Origin of the sequence: Actinomyces oris (assembly GCF_001929375.1) — a bacterium.
Lineage (GTDB): Bacteria > Actinomycetota > Actinomycetes > Actinomycetales > Actinomycetaceae > Actinomyces > Actinomyces oris_B.
In genome coordinates, this window is the sequence record NZ_MSGO01000027.1 from 23,730 (window position 1) to 46,826 (window position 23,097).

Here is a 23,097-nt window from a genome sequence, read left to right on the forward strand (position 1 = left end):
CGGGAGGCGGACACGCTCATGGCACGTGGTGGGAGGGGATTCCAAGGCACAGTGCTCAAGGCGCTGCGGGCACCGGAGCACAAGCTCACGGTGGCCGGGGTGCGCGAGCTGGCGCCCTACACGGAGCTGACCGTCCACTGCCCGAGCCTGCTGGGCACCGGCGCCGCCATGCTGCCGCCCACCGCCTGGGTGCGGATGTGGATCCCGCAGGGCGGCCGTCAGCACCAGCGCGCCTACACCATCACCCGCATCAACCGCGAGCAGGCCACCGCCATCATCCTGGTCCTGCACCATGAGCCCAGCGGTCCGGCGTCGCGGTGGTCGAAGCGGGTCCGGCCCGGAGACACCGTGTCCGTCCAGCTCATGGGCGGCACCAGCTACCGGTGGCCGTCCCCGGGCGACCGGATGCTGCTGGTGGGCAACCGGGCCTCCGCGCCCGCGCTGGCCGACGCCGTCGCCGCCGCCCCGCCGAGCAGCCTGGTCACCGTCGTCATGCTGGCGCCCGAGGCCGGCTTCCTGCCCCTGGCCGCGCGCGACCACCGGCTCATCCGCGTGAATCCCGAGGTCTCCGAGGAGACGCTGCTGGCCACCGTCGACCGCACCCTGTGGGCGGACACCGGGGACCTGGCCCTGGACTGGGTGTTCATCGCCCTGGAGAGCAGCGCCACCAAGGCGGTGCGGCGCCACCTGATCGCCTCCGGACTGAGCCGGCGCAGCATCCAGCACCAGGGCTACTGGACCCGCGACGGCGCCATGGGCGCGGCCCCCGAGGCCTGAGCCCGACCGCCGGCCACCAGCCGACGTCGTCGCGCTCCTCGCCCTGCCCGCGCTGGGCCTGCTGGGTTACGTCCTGGTGCGCTAAGTGAAGCGAGCCCGTTGACGCTCCTCGTTCACAGCGGCACCGCCTCTCGTGCGGCGTCAGTCAGCTGAACAGGTAGGGGGGAGTCGGAGACGACGTCGGCCGGGAATCCGGTGAGTCTCTCAACGTCATCGACGAACAGGGCCAGGTCGAACAGGTCAGTACCGGTCGACGGCGTGACCAGAAGGTCGATGTCAGAGTCGAAGTCATCCTCCCCCCGGACTGACGACCCGAAAACGCGGAGGTTGCTGAGGCCATGACACTCGGCGCAGGCGAGGATCGTATCGGCCTGCATGGCAAGTGGGAGTGACGGTCGGTAACCGGCTGCACGCAGCACCGTTTCGAGCAGCTCGTCGGACACCGCACGCGCCCCGGACTCCACCTGCGTCACGACCGACTCGTTCAAGCCGGCACGCTGGGCCAGCTGAGCCTGTGAGAGCCCTGCATCCAGACGCGCAGCACGAACGAGTGCCGGTGCGTCATCAGTGCGGAAGCGACCCATGAGGTCAGCATATGGCACAACCAGCTGCTCGGACCCTGCGACGACGTCGGTCGAGGACGTACTTTCGGCGTGAGGACTGCGCTGTCCCCCAGATGGCTGGGGGCGGAGCCGCGTCGTTTGGAGGAGAAGGACGTCCTCGGCGCGAAACGCAGTCCTCGACATGCGCCGTTCGGAATCAGGACCGCCGCACGCATCGGTAGCGGCGGCGCCCCGGCCAGCGCGGGTCCAACGGCGCAGGGCCGATATCGAAGTCGAGCGCCCGGTAGAAGCCGACGGCGTCGTCGTCGGTCTCGGCGACAACCTGCCCCGACGCACTGGCAAGGGCATCAACGAGCGCCCGCCCGATTCCGTCGCCACGTAGCCCCGGAGCCACGGCAATGTACTCCAACACGACGCCATCGGGTCGAGACACGTAGGCAGCTACCGACGTGGGCGCGCCCCGCGGGCCCGTACCCACGACCTCCATGAGCACTAGCTCCTCAGCAATGATCCTGCGCAGCTCGGCGTCGGGCAGTCCCGCGGCCTCGCGCATAAGAGCCAGCATCTGCTCACTGGCCAGGTCCTGCTCCACCAGAACTCTGACTGCCGCTCCGTGCTGGACCCGGTCCGTCGTCATAACCGCATTATCCACTGACCCGCACGGCACCTATGGCGTCACGGACACATTGCATTCTCGCTGGTCGGAACCTACTTCACCGATCCGGGGCGAGCGCGCCGCATAGGCTGGCGGCGACCGAGGAGCGCTCCACGCCAACGTCGACGGACCACTTGTTGAAAATGCCACAAGAATCCGGCAGGATTTCGCCTGGTCATACCATTCCCCACCATGTCCGCCCCTATGAGGTCATCAACCATGCGACTCCTCCCTCCAGTCGTCTTCACGCTTGCCACGACTGTCCTGGCCCTGACGGTCGGCGGCGGCCTGTTCGGCTGGGAAACCTCCCTCCTGACGCCTTTGAGCCTGCTGACGGTCAGTCTCATCCTCCTTCAGGCCCAGCACGTTCAGCGTGCCGAGCCCTCGCAGCGCATCCCGGGCCCCTCGATCCTCGCGCTGGCCGTCATCGGCCTGGGGCTGGCGGCCGCCCTGCTCGGCCACGGCCTCTACAGCCATGAGCCCGCCGCCGCCATCAACCTGCCGTCGGCCGGCGTCCTGCTGTACGTCGTCGTGACCTCCTATCGCCGACGCCGCCCCGAGGCGCAGCCCGTCCTCGTCGCCGCCCCGACGGCTCCCCTCGGCGAGACGTCCACCTCTCAGCCGCAGTAACGGTGTCGAAAGCGCCTCGCCTCGGGCCGTCACAGTACGGTTCCACGAGGCTCGCCTCAGCGCGACTAGCATTCTGAGAGCGAAGGTTGTGGCGCAGGCGATGGCGAAGCCTCGTCGGGATGCGAGCATGGAATGTCCTCAACGAGCGGTCGGGAGAGCTTGCCGGGCAGTACGTACCCGAAGTGTGTCGCTCACCGAGACGAGCCACGAATAACAAGCCACCCACGCCCTAGAGGACGCTCCAGAATGAGGGTTGCATCCCCAAAGGCTGTAGCCCACGGGCTGGTTATATTGTCAAGATCCACGTCCTCCACGCCCCCTCGTTCGCTTTCTACTGTCGGATATTCCTCAATATGTGAGGCCGGAGCATAGGAATACTTGGAAACATACTTCCGTATAGCAGCATCGGTTGCAATGAAAGAAATGATGTACCCCCAGCCTCCAGGGAATTCTTTGGCGAAATTGGTTGCTGGGGAGACAGAGGATACTTGAGCATCTTCAGGGAGGGAATGCCCGTCTCCAATAGCAAGAATCTGGTCCAGGTGCCCCATATCTGCCGGATACGGAGCACCCGCCTGCTGGTTGCTCAGCAGCGCCGACGCGGAGGGTTGGGTATCACCTCGGCTGCGAGAACCGCCACAGGCAGCAATAGCTGCTGACGCAGCGAATGTGACTAGTCCGGCAACAAATCCCCTCCGCAGAGTAAGCATGAGAACTCCCTACCGAGCGACACAAGAGAACTTTTCGGTCAGCACCAGCTCGAAGCGTCCTGCTTGCTTTCTAAAGGCGAATGCTCTGGTCGACATCCGAAGAACTCCATTATTGCCTTGACACAGTCATGATGCACCTCAGATTGACAAGTTGGATTACTTTAACGCGGCCCACCCTGGATGACAAGCCAGCCTCTCCCTAAGGGGCGCTCGAGGAGAACATTGGCCCGTCCGAGAACACAGTTCCAAGGGTCACTAATTTCACTAAGATCGATATCTTCTAAGCCACCTTCGACTTTTAATGCCGTCGGATACCTTTCAATGAGCTCCCCAGGGTCTCCAGTCCGTTCAGTAACGTAGGCTCGTATGGAAGAATCGATGGCGGTGAAGGCGATGACATACCCCCACCCTCCAGGAAATACCCTGGCAAAGTTGGTGGCAGGCTTAATCGAAACTACGTGAGCACCTTCGGGGAGAGTCTGTCCACCCTTGAGAGATAGAATCTGGTCCAGGTGCTCCATATCTGCCGGATACGGAGCACCCTCCTGCTGGTTGCCAGATACACCAGAAGCGGACTCTTGGGGAGTATCTTCCACTAATCTACTTAATCTGTGAAAGGTGTAGGCCCCTAAACATAGGATGGCAACCATCACGGCTGAGCAGCCGACTACAAGCACCCTCAGGATGCCGCGTCGATTTGGTTTAGAAGTCATGACTCTCACTCCGAACGGAAGAATTACCTTTGAGGTCATATTCCTGAGCAAGCCCTCTCTGATGAAGTCTTTGTAGCCGCTCGTCTTTAATTTCCATGCCAAGAATTTTAGTGGACTTGCCTCCATCCCAGTTGTAGCGGTCTGCGACATGAACCTTGTAGTCGCACGTGTAGTATCCGTTAGGATGGTCTGGCGTGGGGGGATACACAGTGATAGTACCTTCGGTGGCGTGATCATATGAACCTACCGCATAATACCAGTTCAAGCTTTCTGTCGCTGTTTCACCTTCCCATTTCGTGTTGAAAGGATAGGTAATCGACCCAGTGGCACCCGAGGATTCCTGCCGCGCAGTGCGCGCTCGAATTGTATCGCTCACCGAGAGGACCCGTTGATGATGAGCCATCCGCGCCCTAAAGGTCTCTCCAGTACGAGGACACCGTCAGTGATTCCCGTGTCCCAGGGGTTGCTTATCTCATCGAAATTAAGGTCCGACAGTTGAACGTCTCCAGGTTTAGCGGATGAATATTTCTCAATAATGTCGCCTGAATGAATGGTGTGCTCCGTGACATACTGTCGTATGGCAGAGTCAGTTGCCGTGAAGGCAATGACATACCCCCAGCCTCCAGGGAATTCTTTGGCGAAATTGGTTGCTGGGGAGACAGAGGATACTTGAGCGTTTTCAGGAAGGGAATGCCCATCTCCAATAGCAAGAATCTGGTCGAGGTGCTCCATATCTGCTGGATACGGAGCACCCTCCTGTTGGGTAACAGCCACAGTGGTCTCCTGACTGGATCTTAGTGAACTTGGGTGAGTACGCATAAAGCTGCAAGCCGACGTGAACGTAACAGCAAGAAATACAAGTAATATATTTCTCGCCATCCCATACACGCAAGAAGGCTCATCTTTCCCTCTCAAGGCCCACTCCTGACCGAAGACTCCCCCGACATATCGTACTCCTTCGCCAGCCCGACCGCATGAAGTCTTTGTAGTTGCTTGTCGTCAATTTTTCGTCCAAAAATGTATGTGGACTTGTCGCCATCCCAGTTGTATCGGTCCGCCACATGTACGCGGTACTCGTACTTGTAGGTCCAGTCTGGATTATCTGCTGTGGGCGGGTATACGGTGATAGTTCCATCGGTGGCCGACTGGTACCCCCCTGTTGCGTAGAACCAATTATAGCTCTGCGCTTTCGTGGCATACTCATTTTGCCAACTGGTGTCGAAGGGGTATGTGAGCGGCTTTGTCATACCCGCGTTCTTCGCATCCTCTACCGCTTGTTTGGCTAAGTTCTCAACCTCATTCTTGGAGTGATTCTTCAATTCGGGTAGATCGTTCAGCATGCCGTCAACGTCGATGGGTTGGGGGTCTCCAGTGTTTCCGAGAAAATGCTGCAGATTCTTCGAAGCGTCCGGCCAGAACGGTGCACATGCAGTCGCAAACATGGACGCAGCATGGTGAACAGCGTGATCCTTCGCAGTGGGTTTCTCTCGACCGTACTCCCCGGACCCTTCGTTTTTGGAGTCGCCGCCGTACTGCCAGGGTTTGACTCCGGGCATCTCCGCATGCTCGCCGGCAACCGGGTCATGAAGTCCCTGCCCCTGATTATCCGGCTTGTCACCATCCTTGCTTTTCTCTCGACCAGCGTTGGAACGCCCAGTACGCTTGCCAGCACGACCAGCGCTGGAACGGTCCCTCGTGTCGCGAGTGCGGGCCGGCTGGTTCGAGTTAGGTGGGTCCCCAGACTTGTCGGCCGCCATCACCATGGTCAGGGCGGCGGCATAAGACTGGTCGACCTGGTTGGCCTGGGCCAGCGTAGCGCTCACCATGGCTTGGAGCTCGGCGACCTGCCCGGCCACCTTCGCGGCCTCGGCAGCGGCGGAGTCACCACTGCCGCCGCTCTCGCCCCCGACGCTGGCGCCACCAGAGCCACTCGCCTTGGCCTCGGGGCTGGCACTGACGCTGCCGTCGTCGTGAAGCACCACCGCAGGGTGCTCCGCAGCGTAGTCCTGACAGGCCAGCACGCTCCTGCGCACCATCTCCACACCGTCACAGGCGTCCCACGTAGCCCGGTGCATGCCACGCACTCGACCGATCAGCTCACCATGCCGCGCCTCACAGCGCCCCTGCGCCCCACGAGCCGCGGTGACACTGGGGGCCTCAGAGACGACCCGGGTCCGCGCCGACTGCGCCTCACCCCGGATCGACGTCAGCGCCCCTGACGCCCGCCCCAACGACTCAGCGGCCTGCGCCAAAGGCTCAGGATTCCACCGACACACATCACTCCAGGCAACCATCGGCTCACTCCCGTCCTGCAAGAGGGCCCGGCCGGCCGCGTCGCCCCGACCCGGCGGGCGCCAGAGACCGAGCCCCACCGGACACCGCCTGGTCATTCGCCTGATGAATCGCCGTCAAGGAGCGCACACCACTGCTGACGCCCCCATAGCAACTACCCACCGCCGCGCACGCAGCCTCCAGAGACGACACCGCCGCCTCCACCCTCCGCGCACTCATCGAACCGGGCATCGCCGAGGCGGCCACGCCCGCCCCCGCCACATCCACGCCATCCAGGTCAGCGCGCACCGCGTCCAACGACGACGACAACACCCCCAGATCACCCCACATCAAGTGAAGATCCGCCACCAGCAACACCCTTCAGAGTTCGAACGACACCAAACAACCGACTCCACCAGCGCCGGGCGAGCAGGAACCTGACCGCCCGCTCCACAGCACCTTGAGAGCCGCTCTGTGACCTTACCGTAATATTCACCGCTCGTCCTGCGAATCAGCAACGAGCATTGAGAACTGCTCGCTGATTCCGCCCCCTCAACCCGGGGACCCGCCCCTCACCACCCCTCTCACCGGCAGGATCACAAAGGAGCGGATCCGGGCTGAGCGAGTCCTTCGCAGCGGCTCCGGTCTCCTCCGGCTCCACCTCGCAGGGACCGGCGGCAACCTGCCACAATGAGCGGCATGGTCGATCTCTCCGCAGTCTCCCCCGCCATCGCCCTGGGCCCCCTGGACGGCCGCTACCGCGCCGTCGCCGCCCCACTGGTCAACCACCTCTCCGAGGCCGCGCTCAACCGGGCCCGCCTGCAGGTCGAGGTCGAGTGGCTCATCCACCTCACCGACGGCGGCGTCCTGCCCGGTGCCCCCCGCCTGAGCGAGACGGAGAAGGCCTACCTGCGCGGCGTCGTCGAGGACTTCGGGGCCGAGGAGATCGCCGAGCTCGGCGCCATCGAGGCCAAGACCCGCCACGACGTCAAGGCCGTCGAGTACCTCCTCAAGCAGCGCCTAGCCGCGGCCGCCCAGGCCCCCGGCGTCGTCGGCGCCGACGGCGGCCCCACCGTGCTGCCAGCGGTCGGCGAGATCGTCCACATCTTCTGCACCAGCGAGGACATCAACAATCTCTCCTACGCCCTGACGATCCGGGGCGCCGTCGAGCAGGTGTGGCTGCCGGCCGCCCGTGGGCTGGTCGAGGACCTGGCCGCCATGGCCCACGAGTACGCCGACGCCGCCATGCTGGCGCGCACGCACGGCCAGCCGGCCACCCCCACGACGCTCGGCAAGGAGCTGGCGGTCCTGGCCCACCGGCTGCGCCGCCAGGTGCGCCGCGTCGAGGCCACCGAGTACCTGGGCAAGATCAACGGCGCCACCGGCACCTTCGGCGCGCACGTCGTCTCCGTGCCCGGCGCCGACTGGCAGGCCGTGGGCCGCGGCTTCGTGGAGCACCTGGGCCTGACCTGGAACCCGCTGACCACGCAGATCGAGTCCCACGACTGGCAGGCCGAGCTCTACTCCGACGTCGCCCGCTTCAACCGGATCGCCCACAACCTGGCCACGGACGTGTGGACCTACATCTCGCTGGGCTACTTCCACCAGCGTCTGAGCGCGCAGGGCTCCACCGGCTCATCGACCATGCCGCACAAGGTCAACCCGATCCGCTTCGAGAACGGCGAGGCCAACCTGGAGATCTCCTGCTCGCTGCTGGACACGCTGGCCGCCACGCTCGTCACCTCCCGCCTCCAGCGCGACCTCACCGACTCCACCACGCAGCGCAACGTGGGCGTGGCCCTGGGGCACTCGCTGCTGGCCGTGGACAACATCCGGCGGGGCCTGGCCGGGCTCGACGTCGACCGCGCCCGCCTGGAGGAGGACCTCGACGCCACCTGGGAGGTGCTCGGCGAGCCCGTCCAGCAGGCGATGCGGGCGGCCGCCGTCGCCGGGGCGACCGGCATGGCCGACCCCTACGAGCGCCTCAAGGAGCTCACCCGCGGCAAGAAGGTCACGCCCGAGGGGATGCGCGAGTTCATCTCCGGACTCGGCATGCCCGACGACGTCGAGGCGCGGCTGCTCGCCCTGACGCCCGCCACCTACACGGGCCTGGCCGCCGAGCTCGTCTCCCATCTGGACGACTGAGGGCCCGCCGGCGGGTCCGGCACTGGCACAGACCGCCAGCCGGCCAGCAGTTCCTTTATGGACACATGACGTCCTTCATCGACACTCATGGTCGTTGATCGACACTTTCGGGCCCTTCATCAACACTCTACGGCCCTTCATGGACATCTCATCGACACTTCATGGACACTCTGGGACCCTTCATCGACACTTCATGTACAATTGACATGTGATTGTCGATCTGACTGACCTCACGGAAGCCCTCGCTCGTTTGGCACTGGAGGGCGGCGACTGCCTTGAGATCGAGGCGAAGACCTTCTCCGAGTACTCCCGCAACGCCCTCGGTCCCACACTGTCGGCCTTCGCGAATCTTCCTGGAGGCGGCACCATCCTCCTGGGTGTCGGCGAGGATCCGGTGTCCGTCGTCGGAGTCCAGGACCCGCACGACCTCCAGCAGGCCCTCATCTCCCAGGCCCGTCAGGGCTTCTCCACCGAGATCGCTGTCGATACGCACGCCATCACCGTTGAGGGCAAGACCGTCATCGCCGCCAACGTGCAGGAAGCTCCCGTCAACAGCAAGCCATGCCGGTGGAGGGAGACGGGGGCGGCGTACCTCCGCCAGTACGACGGCGACTACCGCATGTCACAGCAGGAGGAGCAGCAGCTCCTTCTGCGCCACCAACGTCCTCGGCAGGACTCCGTTGCCGTTCCCGGCACCTCCGTGAACAGTCTCGACAAGGATCTGGTTCAGCGCTTTCTCCGTGCGGTTCGTACCGGCTCCACCGCGCTCAGCGGCCAGTCGGATACGGAGGTCCTCCTCAACCTGAACATCCTCACCGAGGACGGAGAGGCAACCCGGGCAGGGCTGTATGCGCTGGGCCGTTATCCCCAGAGGCAGTTCCCCGGCCTGTCCATCACAGCGGCCGTCACCGACACGAATGACGCGGTCAGGGCAACGGATCGACTTACGATCGCGGGCCCCCTGCCGCAGATGCTCACCGACGCCGTCGACTGGGTCGCACGCACCACGCAGACACGCATCCGGTTCGGGGATGACGGGCATGGCCGCGATGTTCACGAGTTCCCGCTCATCGCGGTTCGCGAGCTCATCGCCAACGCTCTCGTCCACCGCGACCTCTCCGAGCCCGCGCTGTCGAAAGGGATTGAGATTCGTCTGCTGCACGACCGCCTCATCATCTCCAGCCCAGGTGGTCTGTGGGGGCTGAGCGTGGATCAGCTCGGCACACGCGACGGGAAGTCAGCGGTCAACGAGCACCTCTACACCATCTGCACCTTCGCCACGGACCACGAGGGACGGCGCGTGATCGAAGGCTTGGGCTCCGGTATTCGGGAGGTCCGTCGCGCCCTGCGAGAGGCGGACATGGAACCCGTCCGCTTTCAGGACACCGGCGTGCGCTTCACGGCTCTGCTCCCCCGAAGCGCCCTCCTCTCACCTGAGGATCTCACCTGGCTGTCCAGCCTTGAAGCCCAGGGCCTCGGCATCGAGCAGCGCCACGCACTGGTCGAGATGCGGCACGGAGAGTCATGGACGAACTCCTCCTATCGCCGTCGCTTCGGCTGTGACTCCCAGCAGGCCCGTCGTCAGCTCCAGGAGCTGGTGAACCGGGGCTATGCCGAGGCCCGAGGACAACGCGGCTCCACCTCCTACGTTCTGGCCTCCAACAGCACTCGACCGACTTCCGGCACCACAGACATGGTTGTTCCCCCAGAGATCTCCGCCCTATCCACCAACACGCCCGCCGTCTGGGCCAGCCTTGAGGACGGGCCACGCACGCGCCAGCAGATCGTCGAGACCACAGGCCTGTCACCACGCCAGGTGACGTACGCGCTCAAGCATCTCGAGGAGGCCGGATTCGTTGAGAAAGACGGTGGTCGGGGCGATACCACCACCACGTACCACCGCGCCTGATGGGCGCGCTCGCCAAACTCGTCTCCCACCTGGACGACTGAGGCCCTGCCGGCAGGTCCAGCAATGGCCGGGTGTCCACGGTGCTGACATCAGCGCGCCGGCCGTCGAAGTACCCAACGGAGATCGTTGGAATTCCGCGGTTTCTTCTCGGCGAGCGGCGCCGGTACAGGGTTAATGTCAGCGCCATGGACACCTCTGGGCCCTTCATGGACACTTCGGCGCGTTTCAGGGTTCCTGGCCAGGCGGCAAGCGGCTACCCGACGGCGGCTGAGGGCTGGGCCGGGGGCACGGCGCCCCCGGTCAGGAGCTGGCGGGCGCACAGCCCGGCGATGCACTCCTCGGCCGGGTTGAGGCCGAGCCGGTTGACGTCGATGTGCAGCAGGTCCAGGGCCCGGCGCCCACCGGTGCCCGCCCCCATGACCCCGATGGCGCGCCCGGCGTCGTCGGCCAGCTCACCCACGGCCGCGGCCGCCTGGCTCCAGGACGGGATCTCATCGAACTGGAACTCGATGACCTCCAGCAGCTGCTGAACGATCGGGCCCAGGGCACTGCCGTCGCGCAGGTGCGCGGGAAGCCTCGAACCCCACATCCGCAGGTGGGCGGAGAGCAGCTCGGCCTCGGGCAGCGGTGCGCTGCGGGCCGCCAGCGCCAGGAACCGCGCCGCCAGGGCCGCCCGCGGCACCGGCCGCGGGATCTGCCAGACCTGGTGGTCCAGGCACCATCGGCTGGAGACGTAGAAGTGGCGCTCGGCCTCCTCGACGCCGGCCACTCCCCCGTACTTGTCGTACTCGGGACCGTAGACGCCGAAGGTGATGCCGGGCCGGCTCGCGCCGATCCCCCCGGTCATCGGGTCGGAGACGAGGCGCTCCACCGTGCGCGCCTCGATCCGCTGGGCCACGGCACCCAGCTCGCGCATACTCGCGTAGGCCTCGTCCAGGACGCTCTCAACGGCCTTGAGCCGCAGCCGGATGTGGTGCCCACGCAGGTCGACGAAGCGCAGGAAGTGCGCCGAGCGGATGTCCCACTGGCCGCGGGCCCGCTCCAGCCACTGGGAGACCTCGGGCAGCAGGGCGTCGGTGTCATCCCCGCCGGCGCAGTAGATGCGCGCATACAGCCAGCCGACACTCTCATGCTGGCCGGCCATCGCCGACCCCCGCTGACGCATCGAGCTGTGCTGGGCACGCAGGTTGCCGAAGTCGGCGGCCGCCATCTCCAGGGGCTGGATCCCCGGGATCGAGCCACCCGCCTGCGGCTTCGCGCCCCCCAGGCCGACCAATCCGGCCTGACCGGCCTGACCGGCCTGACCGGCCAGACCGGACTGACTGGGCTGACCGGACTGGCTGGCCTGGTCCATCTGGCCGGCCTGCCCGGGGCGCTCGGCCTGCTCACTGGCCCGCGAGCGCCCACCGAGCCAGCGCAGCCTGCGGGAGCGGGTGAGCCGGCTGGGCTGGTTGCGCTGCTCGCGCCGGTTGGGCTGGACGTCGTCGTGGGTGCTCATGCCATGCCTCCCAGGTTCTTGGGCCACTGGAGTCCCACCAGGTACTCGGCCACCGTCGGCTCACCGTCCTGGGTGAGCCCCAGGGCCTGGCCGCGGGCCGGCAGGGCCTCGACGAAGCTGATGTGGGCGGCGCCGGGGTCGATCCAGCCGCGCAGCGCCAGCAGCGAGACTGGCGAAGTGAGGTCCACGTAGCGCGGCTTGTGCTGGTCGAAGGTGGCACCCTGGGAGGGCATGTGCTGGTGGACGAACACCTCCGTCGGTATGTCCCACTGCTTGCGCAGGTCGTCCATGTGCAGCAGGGTCGTGGTCAGGTCGCGGTCCATGAGCGGGGCGATCTGGTGGGCCGGGAAGGTCCAGGACTCGCGGCGGGTCACCAGGCGGCCGGCCACGACCCGCTCGGAGTGCATCACCTCGTCGGGCAGGGGCCCGTTCAGGTCCCGACGGCGGCTGGTCCAGTGGTCCGCGAACGGGGGCAGCCGGGACCACGGGTCGCTCAGCAGCACCAGCCAGGACAGGTAGCCGCCCAGGAGGTACTGGGGGGTCAGGCCCAGGTAGGCCAGTCCCACGGGCCCGGCGTCGTCGGCCAGGAACAGGGTGCTCGTGGCCGGGTCGTGGACGAGCCGCAGGGAGCTGAGGGGGACCGCGTCCGGCGCCCCCGGCTCACCGGGCAGGCCCAGCGGTGGCAGGAGCCCGCAGGAGACGGCCTGGCCGGTGTTGCACTCGGTGCTGGCCTGGATCTCCAGGACCCGCTCGGTGCCCCAGGAAGTGCGGATCCGCGTGGCCAGGCGCTCCCGGAATCCGGAGCCCAGGAGCCGGTGGAAGCGGGCCTGGAGGGAGCCGTTGGCGTTGGTGAAGGCGTTGACGACGGTCAGGCCCCCGCCGGCGGCGTAGGTCCGGGCGCTGGGGGCCACCGGCTGGAGGAAGGCACCCAGGTGCCTCGGCGAGCCGGAGAGCCCGCCGGGCAGGGCGGCGCGCTCCTCATCGGGGCCTGCGGCGTAGTCGAGCCCGGCGACGCGCAGCATCTCCTGGTCGCCGTCGGGGGCGTGGGAGATGGTCATGAAGAAGGCCAGCGGGTCCTTGCACACCCCGCCGTTGCCGAACAGGGAGACGAAGCGGGCCACCATGAGGTCGTAGATGTGGGAGCGGGCCACCCAGGGGTCGGCGAGCTCGCCCAGGGTCCTGACGTCCTGCTCGAAGGGGGCGTCCTGGAGGGGGTCGACCCAGCTGCGGGTCGACTCGCGGTCCTCGTAGAGGAAGCCGCTGGGGCGCTCGCCGAGCTCGCCATCGGGGAAGACGCGCTCGGCCAGGCGCACCGTGCGGTTGAGGAGCTCGGCGCGGCCGGGCCCGTCGGCGGCGCCGACGGCGTCGTCGAGCCGGGCCAGCCAGGCCAGGTCCTTGCCCCACTGGCGCTGCTGCTCCGGTGAGAGCGAGGCGGCCAGCAGCGGAAGGGGTTCTCCCCGCGGTACCAGGGCACGTGCGGCACGATGGCGCCGGAGGCCAGCAGCCGCTCCAGGCGCAGGCGCGGGTCGGCGCCGCCCACGCGCTCGCAGGCGTCGCGCACACTGAGCACGGCGTGCATGCCGCCGCCGGTGAGGGCGTCATGGGTCTCCTGGAGCCAGCGGGCGGGCTGGATGGTCTCCTGGCGGAAGACCATGCCGTTGCCGTACTCGTGCTCGCCGACGACGGTCAGCGCCTCCGTCTCGACCTCCCGGAAGGGGTACTGGCCGTAGACGCCGGCCGCCTCCGGGCCGGGAGCGGCGCTGTAGGCCCGGCGCACGGGGGCGGGCTCGAGGTAGAGGGCGCTGTCGGGGTCCAGCTCCTGGGCGGTGGCGCTCAGGATGCGGTAGGCCAGGTGGGTGGCCACCATGCGGTGGCTGCGCCCGGTGGAGGGCTGTCCCGCCTCGTTGACGGTGGTCAGTCCCGAGAAGGGGCTGGTCTTGAGGGCGGCCCGGGTGGCCAGGGTGTAGAGGGTGCGCAGGACGCGGGGGTCCTCGAGCCGGCGGCCGCGGACGGCCAGGGTGGAGATGAGGGCCGGGGCGGCGATGGCCAGGGCCTCCTGGTAGCCGGGCTCGTCGAGGCCGGCCGCCAGCAGCTCGCGGCTGCGGTCCAGGTCGACGTCGACCAGGACGGCCAGGCGGGCGCGGGTCTCCTCCTTGCGGGCCACCAGGGCGTCCCAGCGCTCCAGCAGCGCGCGCAGCGAAGCCGGCAGGGCAGCCAGGACCTCCTCGGACAGGTCGGTGGCGCGCCCCTGGAAGACGCAGCGCTTGGCGCGCAGGACCGGGCGGCGCTCGGCCTTGTCCAGGGTGGGGACGATCTCGTAGAGCGGGTCGAGCAGCTGGTCGGCGGCACCATCGAGCACCTCGTCGAGCCGGCGCAGGTAGTCCAGGGTGCCGACGACGGCGGCGCTGGTCTCGGGGACGGCCCGCACCGGGAGCCCGCCCAGGCGCACGAGGGTCGGCAGGGCCACGGCGGGCTGAGCCAGGGCTGGTAGCTCCGACTCCGATGCCGGTACCGACACTGGTACGGCGGAGGCTGGAGCGGATGGGATGGGCTCCCCGGGGGTCACGGCGGATACGGGCTGCGGCTGTGGCTGTTGGAAGGGGGAGGCACCGGCACGAGAGAGAACCGGCTGCGTCATAGGAGGAAACCTTTCAAGAGAACGTACAGCCAGTAGCCTATCCATACAACGCTCATCACGAAGGCCAGCAGTCCAAGAAGAGAGCACGCCAGCCCGTAGATGAAGTAGCCCCAGCGCACCACGGGCCGCATGACGGCCAGGGCGGGCGGCAGGGGCTGGCGCCTCAGGACGCAGCGCAGCACGAACATGGAGCGCCCGCGCAGGTTGACCGAGCCGGTGGCCGCCTCGACCGCGGCGACGCCGTCGGACTGGGTGAGGGGGTTGAGGTTGGTGATGAGCATCGTGAGCTGGAAGGCGCACAGGGTCAGGGCCACCTGGCGCACCGTTCCCGCCCAGGCCCAGGCGACGGCCGCCTCCAGGCCGCAGACGACGCCGTCGGAGAAGATGCCCGCCAGGGCCAGCATGGTCAGTCCGCGCCGGGAGCGCACCCGGTAGGAGTCGGTGCGGTCGACGTAGGCGATGGGGATCACCCAGAACATGAGCGCCACCCCCAGTCCGCGGATGGGGGTGCCCAGGTAGCCGGCGACGATGGCGTGCCAGGACTCGTGCAGCAGGATGCTCACCAGCTGGATCGCCACCGCCGTGACGAGGACGAGGACGCCCGGGCGGGGCCCCCCGGCCAGGGAGCCGAGCGCCGTGGCCCCGGCCGCGTACCCGCAGGCGGCCAGCGCCAGGAAGACCCAGCTGAGTGCGGGGGCCGGCAGGCGCTGGAGCAGGGTGACGATCGGGGCGACGATCCGGTGGTACTTGCGGGCGATGATGATGCGGGGCAGCCACCAGCCCCCGCTGCGGCGGGGCCTCTCGACCTTGAGGTGGCGGGCCTGGCGGGGCTGGGCGGCGTGGCGTCCGCGGCTGCGCCTGGTGCGCGCCGGGGCCGCCGAGGCGTCGGGTGCGGCGGGGGCGGGCTCGCCGCCCGCCAGGAGGCCCTTGTCACGCAGGTTGTCGACCAGGCCCGTGATGCGCTTGGCACCCGCCTCGTCGATGTCCTGGGGCAGCTCCTCGATGATGGTCGGCAGGGGGCGCACGCCGTCGAACTGGCCCACGATGAAGGCGGCGGCAGCGCCGAGCCGGTGGTACTTGCCCGAGTCGGAGTCGAACAGCATCGGCTGGTTGTCCATCCCGACGATGAGGCTCACGCCGCGGCGCAGGCGCGGGATCGGGTTCGTCGGGCGGCTACCAGGGCTCGTCGGCGTTCTCCTCGCCGTACTCATCACCGTGCTCATCGTGGGCTCTTGGCTCCCTCAGGTCGATTCGCGGGAATCCGGGTACCACCAGTGGCGGGTAGGGGACCCCGGCCCCCTACCCGCCACCATGGGGTCGTCAGCAGGACGTCGTCGACGCGCTGGCGGCGCAGGCCGGGCACGAGGCCGAGGCCGCACTGGCCGGGCACGAGGCCGAGGCGGCGCAGGCCGGACAGGACGCGCTGGCACTGCAGAAGGCACAACCCAGGGCGTTGCCCTCGGGCAGCTCCTCGACGCCGAAGTCACTGTCGGCGAGGGTGAGATCGATTGCGCTGTTCGTCATATGCTGTTCACCTCCTTCTCTCAGATGACTTGTAGGCAGGAGCGGGACCCCCTCGGGCCCCGGGGGTCCGGTCTGCCGGGACCGGACCCCAACCCCGCGAACGGGGTGGTCTGTGGAACTCTGTGACGCGGTATACAGTTCTGGGTCCGTCAGACGGGCGCCGGGCCGCCGGCGCCCGCGGGTGGCGGGCCGGGACTAGCCGGCCGCCTCATCGGGCGGTTCTGTCAGCGGGCCGGCGATGGTGACGGCGAACATCTGGTGGCGGCTGACGCCGTCGGAGTCCAGCAGGTGGCGCACCGCCGAGGTGGCGAAGCCTGCGAAGACCGTCCCCACCAGTCCCCGGGCGGCGGCGCGCAGGTGCAGCGAGTAGATGAGGGCGGCGCTGCGGCTCATGGTGAAGCGGTAGCCGGCCGCCCCGCCCCAGGCGTCGGCCTCATCGAGGTTGGCGGCCACCGAGACGATGGCGCCGGCGCGGGCGAACTCCTTCTGCACCGTCATGCCCTCGATCTCCTCGGTCGGCGGCAGGGGGCGGACGAGGTCGACGCCGTCGAGCCGCACCCGGTAGATGCCGGGCTCGGCCCAGCGCGGGCGCAGGAGGAGCACGAAGGGCTCCAGGGGGCAGGCCGCCGCGTCCTGGCCCCAGGTGCGCGCGTCGTCGGCCAGGGCGTCGCGGACCATGCCCAGGAGGGTCTCGGCCTCGAGCGGCTCGGTGCCGTAGGTGGTCGACGACGAGCGGCGCTCGAAGGTCTGGCGCAGGCTGTAGGGGTGAGGGGCCTGGGGGCCGGGGACGAGCGCGTCCGGCACCTGGCAGTCCAGCGGCGGGCGCGGGCGGCGCGCGGCCAGGCCGTCGGAGGTCGGCTCGGCGGGGCGATCACCTGGTCCGGCGGAGAATCCGGCGATGAGCTCGCGCAGCGTCTCGAAGTCAGTGCGCACGGCGGCCTCCCAGGTCGACGACGATGCAGGCCGGCTCCCGGGCCGGGTCGGTACCCAGCGCCCGGGCGATGCGCTGCTCGTCCCAGCGGGCCCGGGCACGCAGCGGCACTCCCAGGGCGTCGGCGACGAGGCGGATGACCTCGAAGGAGCAGCCGCAGTCCTGGACCGCGATGCGCAGGGCGAAGGAGAAGTACTTGCGGGCCACCTTGTCCACGTTGCCGGTCAGGACGATCCGGGCGCCGACGCCGTCGGGCAGGGGCTCCGCCCCGGCGTCCGTCGCTGCGTCCGTCCCCGTGTCCGGCCCGGCGCCCGCCGCCGAGGGGGCGGGTCCGATGAGGGCCAGGGCGTGGTCGCGCTCGATGTAGACGTAGGTGCCCGGGGCCGGCCGCTGCCCGGCCGCCTCCGTAACCTCCTGGCCGCCCTGCCCGCGCTCGGGGACGAGGACGTAGGCGGTCACCGAGCCGATGTTGCCGCCGGCGGCCGTCCAGCGGCGCAGCTTGGCGCTCAGAGGGGCCTGGGCGGCCGCGGCCGGCTCCGGGCCGGTGGGCTCGGCGCCGAGCGGCTCGCGCACACCGACCGACAGCGCCAGGATCGTGGCGAGCTCGGCCAGGGTGGGGCCGGCGACACCGTCGGGCTCGGCGCCGTCATCGGTGGGCGGGCGCGCGATCGGCCAGGGCTGGTCGAGGCGCTCCAGGTCGGCCGGCGGCAGGGGCGTGCGCGGGCAGACCGGCCAGTCGCGGAACTCGCGCTGGAGGCGCAGGTTGGAGGGCTTGTAGTGCTGCTGGTGGCCCTTGGAGTCGACGAAGGCGGCCGGCGGGATGGCCACGGACTGCTCGTAGCGGGCCCCCACGGGGGCCGAGGGCGCCACCGGCACCGTCTCCTCGCCCTGCCCGGCCACCGAGCAGACGGGGCAGCCGGGGCGGGAGACGACCGGGCGGTCGGAGTAGGTGAAGGTGGTCAGGTCCGTGCGCCGCGCGTCCCCGGGCAGGTGGGTGACGGTGGCGCGGGCGATGAGGGCGGCCACGGCCCGGGCGGCCAGGCCGACGATGATGTCGCGGCGGGCGGCCTCGGGGCGGGGGCCGAGCTCGGGCTCGTCGGCGCAGGCGCAGGCCAGGCAGGGTGAGAAGGCCTCGTCGACGTAGGGGCCGACCGTCACCGCCTCCTGCTCGGCGCGCACCCGCAGCAGCGCGATGCCCTCCTCCCGGCAGCGGCGCGCCACCTCCTGGGAGCGGTCGGCGCAGTCGGCGGTCTCGATGAGGACGGTGAGGGTGTCCCCGCGGCGGGGGGCGCTGTCGAGCCTCACCTCGGGCAGGGTGGGCTCCAGGGCGGCGACCATCTCGCCGGCCAGCTCGGCGTCCCCGACGACGGCGACCCGGGCGGCGGCCAGGCGGCGGGCGGCGTCCTGCCAGGAGTCGTTGACGCCGGTGGAGTCGCCCAGGCGGGAGAGCAGCCGGGCCAGCTCGGGCGCCGGGTCGCCGGGGGCGGGCTCGGTGTCCCCCTCCTCGACGATGCCGCCGGTCCACAGCAGGGAGACGGCCTCGAAGGCGGCCTGGGGGCCGATGCCGGTGACCTCGCCGATCTCGTCGAGGGTGCGGGTGCCGTCGCAGGCCTGGAGCAGCGGCCCCATGTGCTCGCGGGCGAAGGCCCCGCCCAGGACCTGGCTCTTGCGGGCGCCGTCGATGATCCAGCCGTTCTCCTCGGGCCGGGCGCGCAGGCCCAGGCGCACCACGGGCTTGCGGGGGATGCGGAACTGCAGGTCGCGGCGGGCGGCGCGGCCGACGTCGCCGGCGCGCATGACGGAGCCCGTGGCGTCCCCGGCCATCTCAGGCCACCTCCTCACGTCGCCCGGGCAGGAGGGCCGCGAGCGCGGGCAGGCCGTCGCGGCGGCCCTCGTAGCGGCCCGAGCAGGTCTCGCAGCGGTCGACGGCCACGGTCGACGAGCAGGTGGTGATGCCGGAGACGAGGTCGATGGTCCACACCTGGCCGCCGAGCGGGGCGACGTCGTCGGCGCTCTGCGTGGCCGGGTCCGGGGGGCCGGGGGCGTCGAGGGCATCCAGGGTCTGCAGGGCCAGGGAGATGAGCCCGGCGCCCAGGAGCACGTGGTGGTGGGCGTAGGCCTGCTCCAGCGGGCCGTGCTCGGAAGCGGCCTCCGGGGGCAGGGGGCGGTAGCCGTGCTGGCGGCGGCGCCGGTCGTAGCAGCGGTAGCAGGCGCTGCGGCCGGGGACCACGAGCGGCCCGCAACGCAGCTCGGTGGGGAAGAGCTCCAGGCCCAGGGAGGGCATGGACCGGGTGAAGGACAGGGTGTCGAGCTCCTCGCGCAGGCCGGTCTGGTCGGGGTCGGCGATGAGGACCGCGCGGTCGGCGTAGGGGATGTAGGCGCTGACCAGCCCGTGGTCGACCGGGATGACGACGTCGCCGTCCCCGGCGAGCCGCGTGGCGACGGCGTGCGCGAACCCGCCCTGGGGCAGGTAGGCCGTCACCGGCCCCGTGGGGGCCTGCGGTGCCGGCTGCTGTACCGGCTGCGCGGCGGGCGCGGGCGGCGTCGTGCTCATATCGGGTCGGGGCTCCTGGGAGTCGGTCGGTGAGGTGGACAGTGGCGCGGACATCAGGCTCAGGGCTCAGGCGAAGGGCTGGCGGACGGGGTTGATCCCCGCCTCGTCGTGGACGGTCAGGCCCATCGCCCGGGGCGCCTGGTAGAGGCGGGGCGTGGCGAGGTAGCGGGCGTGGTGGCTGAAGGACAGGGGCATGGCCTCGGGGATGAGGGCCTTGATGACGTGCATGCCGACCTGGCGGGCCTCGTCGGTGGTGATGTCGACGACGATGGCCTCGGCTCCGGCCCGCTCCAGGTTGGCGACGACCTGCTCGAGCGGGTCGGGGCCGGCACTGCCGGCACTGCCGCGGCTGCCGTCGGAGCCGGACGTCGGCGCCGTGAGGGTGCCGATCTCATCGAGGGCGTGGACGGGGCGCTCCCCCTCCAGGAGGAAGTCGAAGACGTGGCGCATGGACAGCTCGGCGTCGGCCAGGGCGCCACCGACCACGGTGAGGTCCTGGCCCTTGATCTCCTGGGCGCGCGGGCCGCGGGCGTGGCTGCGCAGGGCGATGCGCAGGGAGGCGAGCTCGCGGTAGATCTTGGCCAGCGCCCGCTGCGGGTCGATGTCGCAGGTGGCGGCCACCACCTGGGCCAGCTCGGGGTCGACCTGGGAGGTCTGGACGGCGTAGAGGGTGGGGACGCCGTAGTCGGTGGTGGCGTCGAACAGGCGGGTCTTCAGCTCGGTGGAGGTGCCCACCCGGTGGTACTCGGCGGCGGCCTCCCCCAGGGTGGAGGGGTCGACGTCGACCGCGGGCAGGCGCAGGCGCTGGAGCCAGGTCAGGGCGATGGAGTCGCGCTCGATGACCTCGAGCAGGCCACCCAGGACCGCCTCGCGCAGGTCGGAGTGCGCGGCGGTGCCGGTGGAGATGGGGTTGACGAACTGCTCGGAGGGGGTGCGCACCGGGAAGTTGAGGTACGTCAGCACCGCCGGGACGAAGACCTCACGGCCGCGGGTCAGGGACCAGCCGCGCACCCATCGCAGGGGGACGCGGGGGTCTGAGGCGATGAGCCCGCAGTCCGGGTCCGCCAGCTCGGTGGCCGAGCACGCCGGCCAGCGCTCCGGTCCGATCGCGGCCTCGCCGAGACCGGCGGGGGTGTCCCACACCAGCTCCTCCTCCGTCCATGAGCAGCTGGAGTAGCGCTCCATCGTCTCCACAATCGCGATGTGTCTGGCGCGATCGGCGTCGATGGCCCCGCCGGCCCCGTCGAAGTTGCCCGCCTCGGCACGGTGATTCCAGGTGCGCTGTGACCTCAGCGCCTCAGAGGGATCACCCAGAAGACCGGTCCAGATCGCGAAGACCGGCTCTCCGGCCGCTTGGGGCAGCTCGGTGGAACGGGAAACCAGGCCGAAGGGAGACTCGAGTGACGCAGCGCGCGCCAATGACGGGGCGACGCCCTCAATGAGCGCAGAGCGGTACACGGACCCTCCTTCCTGGGAACGACAGAGGAGGCACACTTGGGGAAGTGCCGTTGGCCAAGAGCCTGCCGGAATCCGCCGGGGTCTCGCATCGCCCTTTGATCTACTGCTTTCCTCACCGTTTGGATGGCTCCACCCGCCTTTCGTCGGGGCACATCTCGGGGCGTTTACACGGCGGACCTCTTTTTTCAGGTAGTTTGTTCACTGTTCCCAGCAGACCGCGCCCCCACTGATCGCGGACTGCACACATCTGCCCAAGGAGACTCATGTCTTCCCAGATTTCTCCCGATTGTGTCGGCCTGGCCCTGGTCGACGACGACGCGATGGCCCTGGCCCATCTCGAGTCCTATTTCTCCGACGTCGAGGACTTCACGATCCTCACCGCGACGCGCTCACCTCGCGCCGTGCTGCGGTTTCTGCAGTCCCACCAGGTCGACGTCCTCATCGCCGATATCCATATGGAGCAGATGGACGGCGTGGAGATGACCAGGGAGGTGCTCCGCCTCTCGCCGTCGACCCGGGTCATTCTGCTGACCACGGCGGACACCGATGAGGACCTCCTGCAGGGCCTGGGGGCCGGAGCCAGCGGCTTCCTGCTCAAGAGCGCGCCCGCCGAGGAGATCATCTCGGCGGTGCGCACCGTCCACTCCGGGGCGAAGGTCGTGGCCCCGACGCCGACGACGCGCCTGATCGACTACGCCCTGGCCTCCGTGCGCGGCGCGGACGGCAGCGTCCACCTCTCTCAGCGGGAGCGCGACGTGCTCCGCCTTCTGTGCGAGGGGGCCTCGAACCGTAAGATCGCCTCCCTGCTGGCCATCGCCGAGGCGACGGTCAAGTCTCACATCACCGGCCTGTTCCACAAGACGGGGACGGTCTCGCGCCTGGAGATCGTGGTGTGGGCCTTCAAGCACGGCTACGCCTCCAACAGCCCCATCACCATCCCGGCCACCAGCGCCCCGAGCGGCTCGACCCCGAGCTCCGCTGCGCACTGAGGCACGCCCGGTCCCCGAGGCGTCGGCCCGGGACTCATTCCCGTCTCAGCTGCTGAAGGCCCGGAGGATGATGAACAGGAGGGCGAAGAGGATCCAGCCGATGATCCTGGCCGGACTCGTGCTGGACGGCGAGGACGGGGCCGACCTCCTGGCGGTCCGCAAGGACGGCTGGGAGGTGTGGCCCCGCATCCCGAAGGAGGCCCCGGGGCCGCCTGCGACGCCGGAGGGCACGGGCGACGGTACCGGCGGCAGGCCGCCGGCGGCTGCTCCGCCCGCGACCCAGGGGTTGTCCACCGCCCAACCCGGGGCGCCTCCGACGGGCCCGGTTGGACCGACGGGCCCGGCGACCCCCGGCGTCGGGTGCGGAGCCGCGGGCACGAAGCGTCCAGGCGGCACCGGCGCCGGAGGCGGCATCGTCACCGCTGGCCGCTGCGGGGGCGGAGCGGGCGCCTGCGCGACCCGGGCCGCGGCTGTGCGCGAGGCGGTGCGGGCCGGAGCGGTATGGGCCGGAGCGGTACGAGCGGGAGCGGTACGGGCGGAGGCGGTGTGCGACGTAGCCGTACGCCGGCTCGACGGCGCCCGCCGCCCGCCCATGTCATCGCGACCGGCTGCGCCTGCGGGCTCGGCGGTGGCAGGCTCCTGACTCAGAGTGCCGCCGTCGTCGAAGAGCGGTGAGCCCATGAGCGGGTCACCCAGGACGGAGCCGAAGGGGTCATCGCCCAGGCCGATGTCGGAGGGCTCCCAGCCCGTGGGTGCCAGCGACACCGCATCATTCGCACCGTCGGCCCAGGGCGCTGCGGCCTCGGGGCCGCGATGCCCGCCACCACCGGAGCCGGCGGAGACTCCCCCCAGGCGGCTCACCCAGGCGCGCAGCTCCGGGGAGCAGCCCGGGTTGTCCGCGATGACGCCGCGCAGGTCGGGACGGTTGCCGGCCAGCACCATGAGACGGCCGGCGCCCGCCCTCGGGTCCTGGGCGAGCTGGAGGTCGGGGTCATCTGATGTGCGGTGCGCCGCGTCGGGGTCGGCGGGGCCGGGGGCGGCATGGGCAGCGGCGGTCATGGCACGAGCATCCCACGTCCCCCTTCCCCATGTCCCGGATCCGCGCCCATCCGACCGGTCGCCACCGACTGCA

At 69.3% G+C, this 23,097-nt stretch carries 18 protein-coding genes and 1 pseudogene; 5 read left to right on the plus strand and 14 right to left on the minus strand.

From position 1 onward, the window contains the following. Window positions 1–18: 18 nt before the first annotated feature. Window positions 19–777 (plus strand): siderophore-interacting protein, encoded by a 759-nt coding sequence (locus BKH32_RS06035; protein ID WP_075249122.1) that lies wholly within the window; start codon window positions 19–21, stop codon window positions 775–777. A 113-nt stretch (window positions 778–890) separates the two neighbouring features. Here BKH32_RS06035 and BKH32_RS06040 read toward each other — a convergent pair whose 3' ends face one another. After that, window positions 891–1,361 carry an XRE family transcriptional regulator gene (locus BKH32_RS06040; protein WP_075249095.1) on the minus strand — a complete coding sequence of 157 codons (471 nt, stop codon included), beginning with the start codon at window positions 1,359–1,361 and terminating at the stop codon, window positions 891–893. A 175-nt stretch (window positions 1,362–1,536) separates the two neighbouring features. Then, complete coding sequence (locus tag BKH32_RS06045; protein ID WP_075249096.1) at window positions 1,537–1,977, minus strand: GNAT family N-acetyltransferase; 441 nt, start codon at window positions 1,975–1,977, stop codon at window positions 1,537–1,539. 237 nt (window positions 1,978–2,214) lie between these two features. Here BKH32_RS06045 and BKH32_RS06050 point away from each other — a divergent pair, with 237 nt between their 5' ends. Continuing rightward, window positions 2,215–2,625, plus strand: a complete 411-nt coding sequence (locus tag BKH32_RS06050; RefSeq protein ID WP_075249097.1) for a hypothetical protein — start codon at window positions 2,215–2,217, stop codon at window positions 2,623–2,625. Window positions 2,626–3,496: 871 nt separating this feature from the next. Here BKH32_RS06050 and BKH32_RS14410 read toward each other — a convergent pair. The 3 genes from BKH32_RS14410 to BKH32_RS06070 form a co-directional block, all read right to left on the minus strand. Then, complete coding sequence (locus BKH32_RS14410; protein ID WP_256691149.1) at window positions 3,497–4,198, minus strand: hypothetical protein; 702 nt, start codon at window positions 4,196–4,198, stop codon at window positions 3,497–3,499. A gap of 222 nt (window positions 4,199–4,420) precedes the next feature. After that, window positions 4,421–4,822 (minus strand): hypothetical protein, encoded by a 402-nt coding sequence (locus BKH32_RS06065; protein WP_256691150.1) that lies wholly within the window; start codon window positions 4,820–4,822, stop codon window positions 4,421–4,423. 137 nt (window positions 4,823–4,959) lie between these two features. Continuing rightward, a complete protein-coding gene (locus BKH32_RS06070; RefSeq protein WP_256691152.1) occupies window positions 4,960–6,027 on the minus strand; it encodes a hypothetical protein in 1,068 nt (355 codons plus the stop codon). 991 nt (window positions 6,028–7,018) lie between these two features. Between BKH32_RS06070 and purB the strand changes: the two genes are divergently transcribed. Further along, window positions 7,019–8,464 (plus strand): adenylosuccinate lyase, encoded by a 1,446-nt coding sequence (gene purB, locus BKH32_RS06080; protein WP_075249101.1) that lies wholly within the window; start codon window positions 7,019–7,021, stop codon window positions 8,462–8,464. A gap of 208 nt (window positions 8,465–8,672) precedes the next feature. Continuing rightward, a complete protein-coding gene (locus BKH32_RS06085) occupies window positions 8,673–10,373 on the plus strand; it encodes an RNA-binding domain-containing protein (RefSeq protein ID WP_075249102.1) in 1,701 nt (566 codons plus the stop codon). A gap of 253 nt (window positions 10,374–10,626) precedes the next feature. Here the strand turns inward: BKH32_RS06085 and BKH32_RS06090 are convergent, their stop codons facing one another. The 8 genes and pseudogenes from BKH32_RS06090 to BKH32_RS06125 form a co-directional block, all read right to left on the minus strand. Beyond that, window positions 10,627–11,871: a thiopeptide-type bacteriocin biosynthesis protein gene (locus BKH32_RS06090; protein WP_075249103.1), complete on the minus strand. Its 1,245-nt coding sequence runs from the start codon at window positions 11,869–11,871 to the stop codon at window positions 10,627–10,629. Next, window positions 11,868–14,509: pseudogene (locus BKH32_RS14075) on the minus strand (lantibiotic dehydratase). The gene BKH32_RS06090 and the pseudogene BKH32_RS14075 overlap by 4 nt, the downstream one beginning before the upstream one ends. Further along, window positions 14,506–15,732 carry a PqqD family protein gene (locus BKH32_RS13910; RefSeq protein WP_075249104.1) on the minus strand — a complete coding sequence of 409 codons (1,227 nt, stop codon included), beginning with the start codon at window positions 15,730–15,732 and terminating at the stop codon, window positions 14,506–14,508. Before BKH32_RS13910 ends, BKH32_RS14075 begins: the two are co-directional and overlap by 4 nt. A gap of 97 nt (window positions 15,733–15,829) precedes the next feature. Continuing rightward, the gene (locus BKH32_RS06105) at window positions 15,830–16,033 is read right to left on the minus strand and encodes a thiocillin family RiPP (protein WP_075249105.1); all 204 of its coding nucleotides are present in this window, start codon (window positions 16,031–16,033) and stop codon (window positions 15,830–15,832) included. Window positions 16,034–16,228: 195 nt separating this feature from the next. Next, complete coding sequence (locus BKH32_RS06110) at window positions 16,229–16,966, minus strand: hypothetical protein (protein ID WP_075249106.1); 738 nt, start codon at window positions 16,964–16,966, stop codon at window positions 16,229–16,231. Next, window positions 16,956–18,788, minus strand: coding sequence for a bacteriocin biosynthesis protein (locus BKH32_RS06115; protein WP_075249107.1), 1,833 nt, complete (start codon window positions 18,786–18,788; stop codon window positions 16,956–16,958). Before BKH32_RS06115 ends, BKH32_RS06110 begins: the two co-directional genes overlap by 11 nt. A 1-nt stretch (window position 18,789) precedes the next feature. Continuing rightward, window positions 18,790–19,518 (minus strand): cyclodehydratase, encoded by a 729-nt coding sequence (locus tag BKH32_RS06120; protein ID WP_075249108.1) that lies wholly within the window; start codon window positions 19,516–19,518, stop codon window positions 18,790–18,792. A gap of 66 nt (window positions 19,519–19,584) precedes the next feature. Further along, the gene (locus tag BKH32_RS06125) at window positions 19,585–20,976 is read right to left on the minus strand and encodes a YcaO-like family protein (protein WP_075249109.1); all 1,392 of its coding nucleotides are present in this window, start codon (window positions 20,974–20,976) and stop codon (window positions 19,585–19,587) included. A gap of 263 nt (window positions 20,977–21,239) precedes the next feature. On the opposite strand from BKH32_RS06125, the gene BKH32_RS06130 reads away from it, so the two are divergent. Next, entirely contained in the window at window positions 21,240–21,965 is a 726-nt protein-coding gene (locus tag BKH32_RS06130; protein ID WP_075249110.1) for a response regulator transcription factor, read from the plus strand. Window positions 21,966–22,010: 45 nt separating this feature from the next. Here BKH32_RS06130 and BKH32_RS06135 read toward each other — a convergent pair whose 3' ends face one another. Further along, window positions 22,011–23,024, minus strand: coding sequence for a hypothetical protein (locus BKH32_RS06135; protein ID WP_075249111.1), 1,014 nt, complete (start codon window positions 23,022–23,024; stop codon window positions 22,011–22,013). Window positions 23,025–23,097 lie beyond the last annotated feature (73 nt).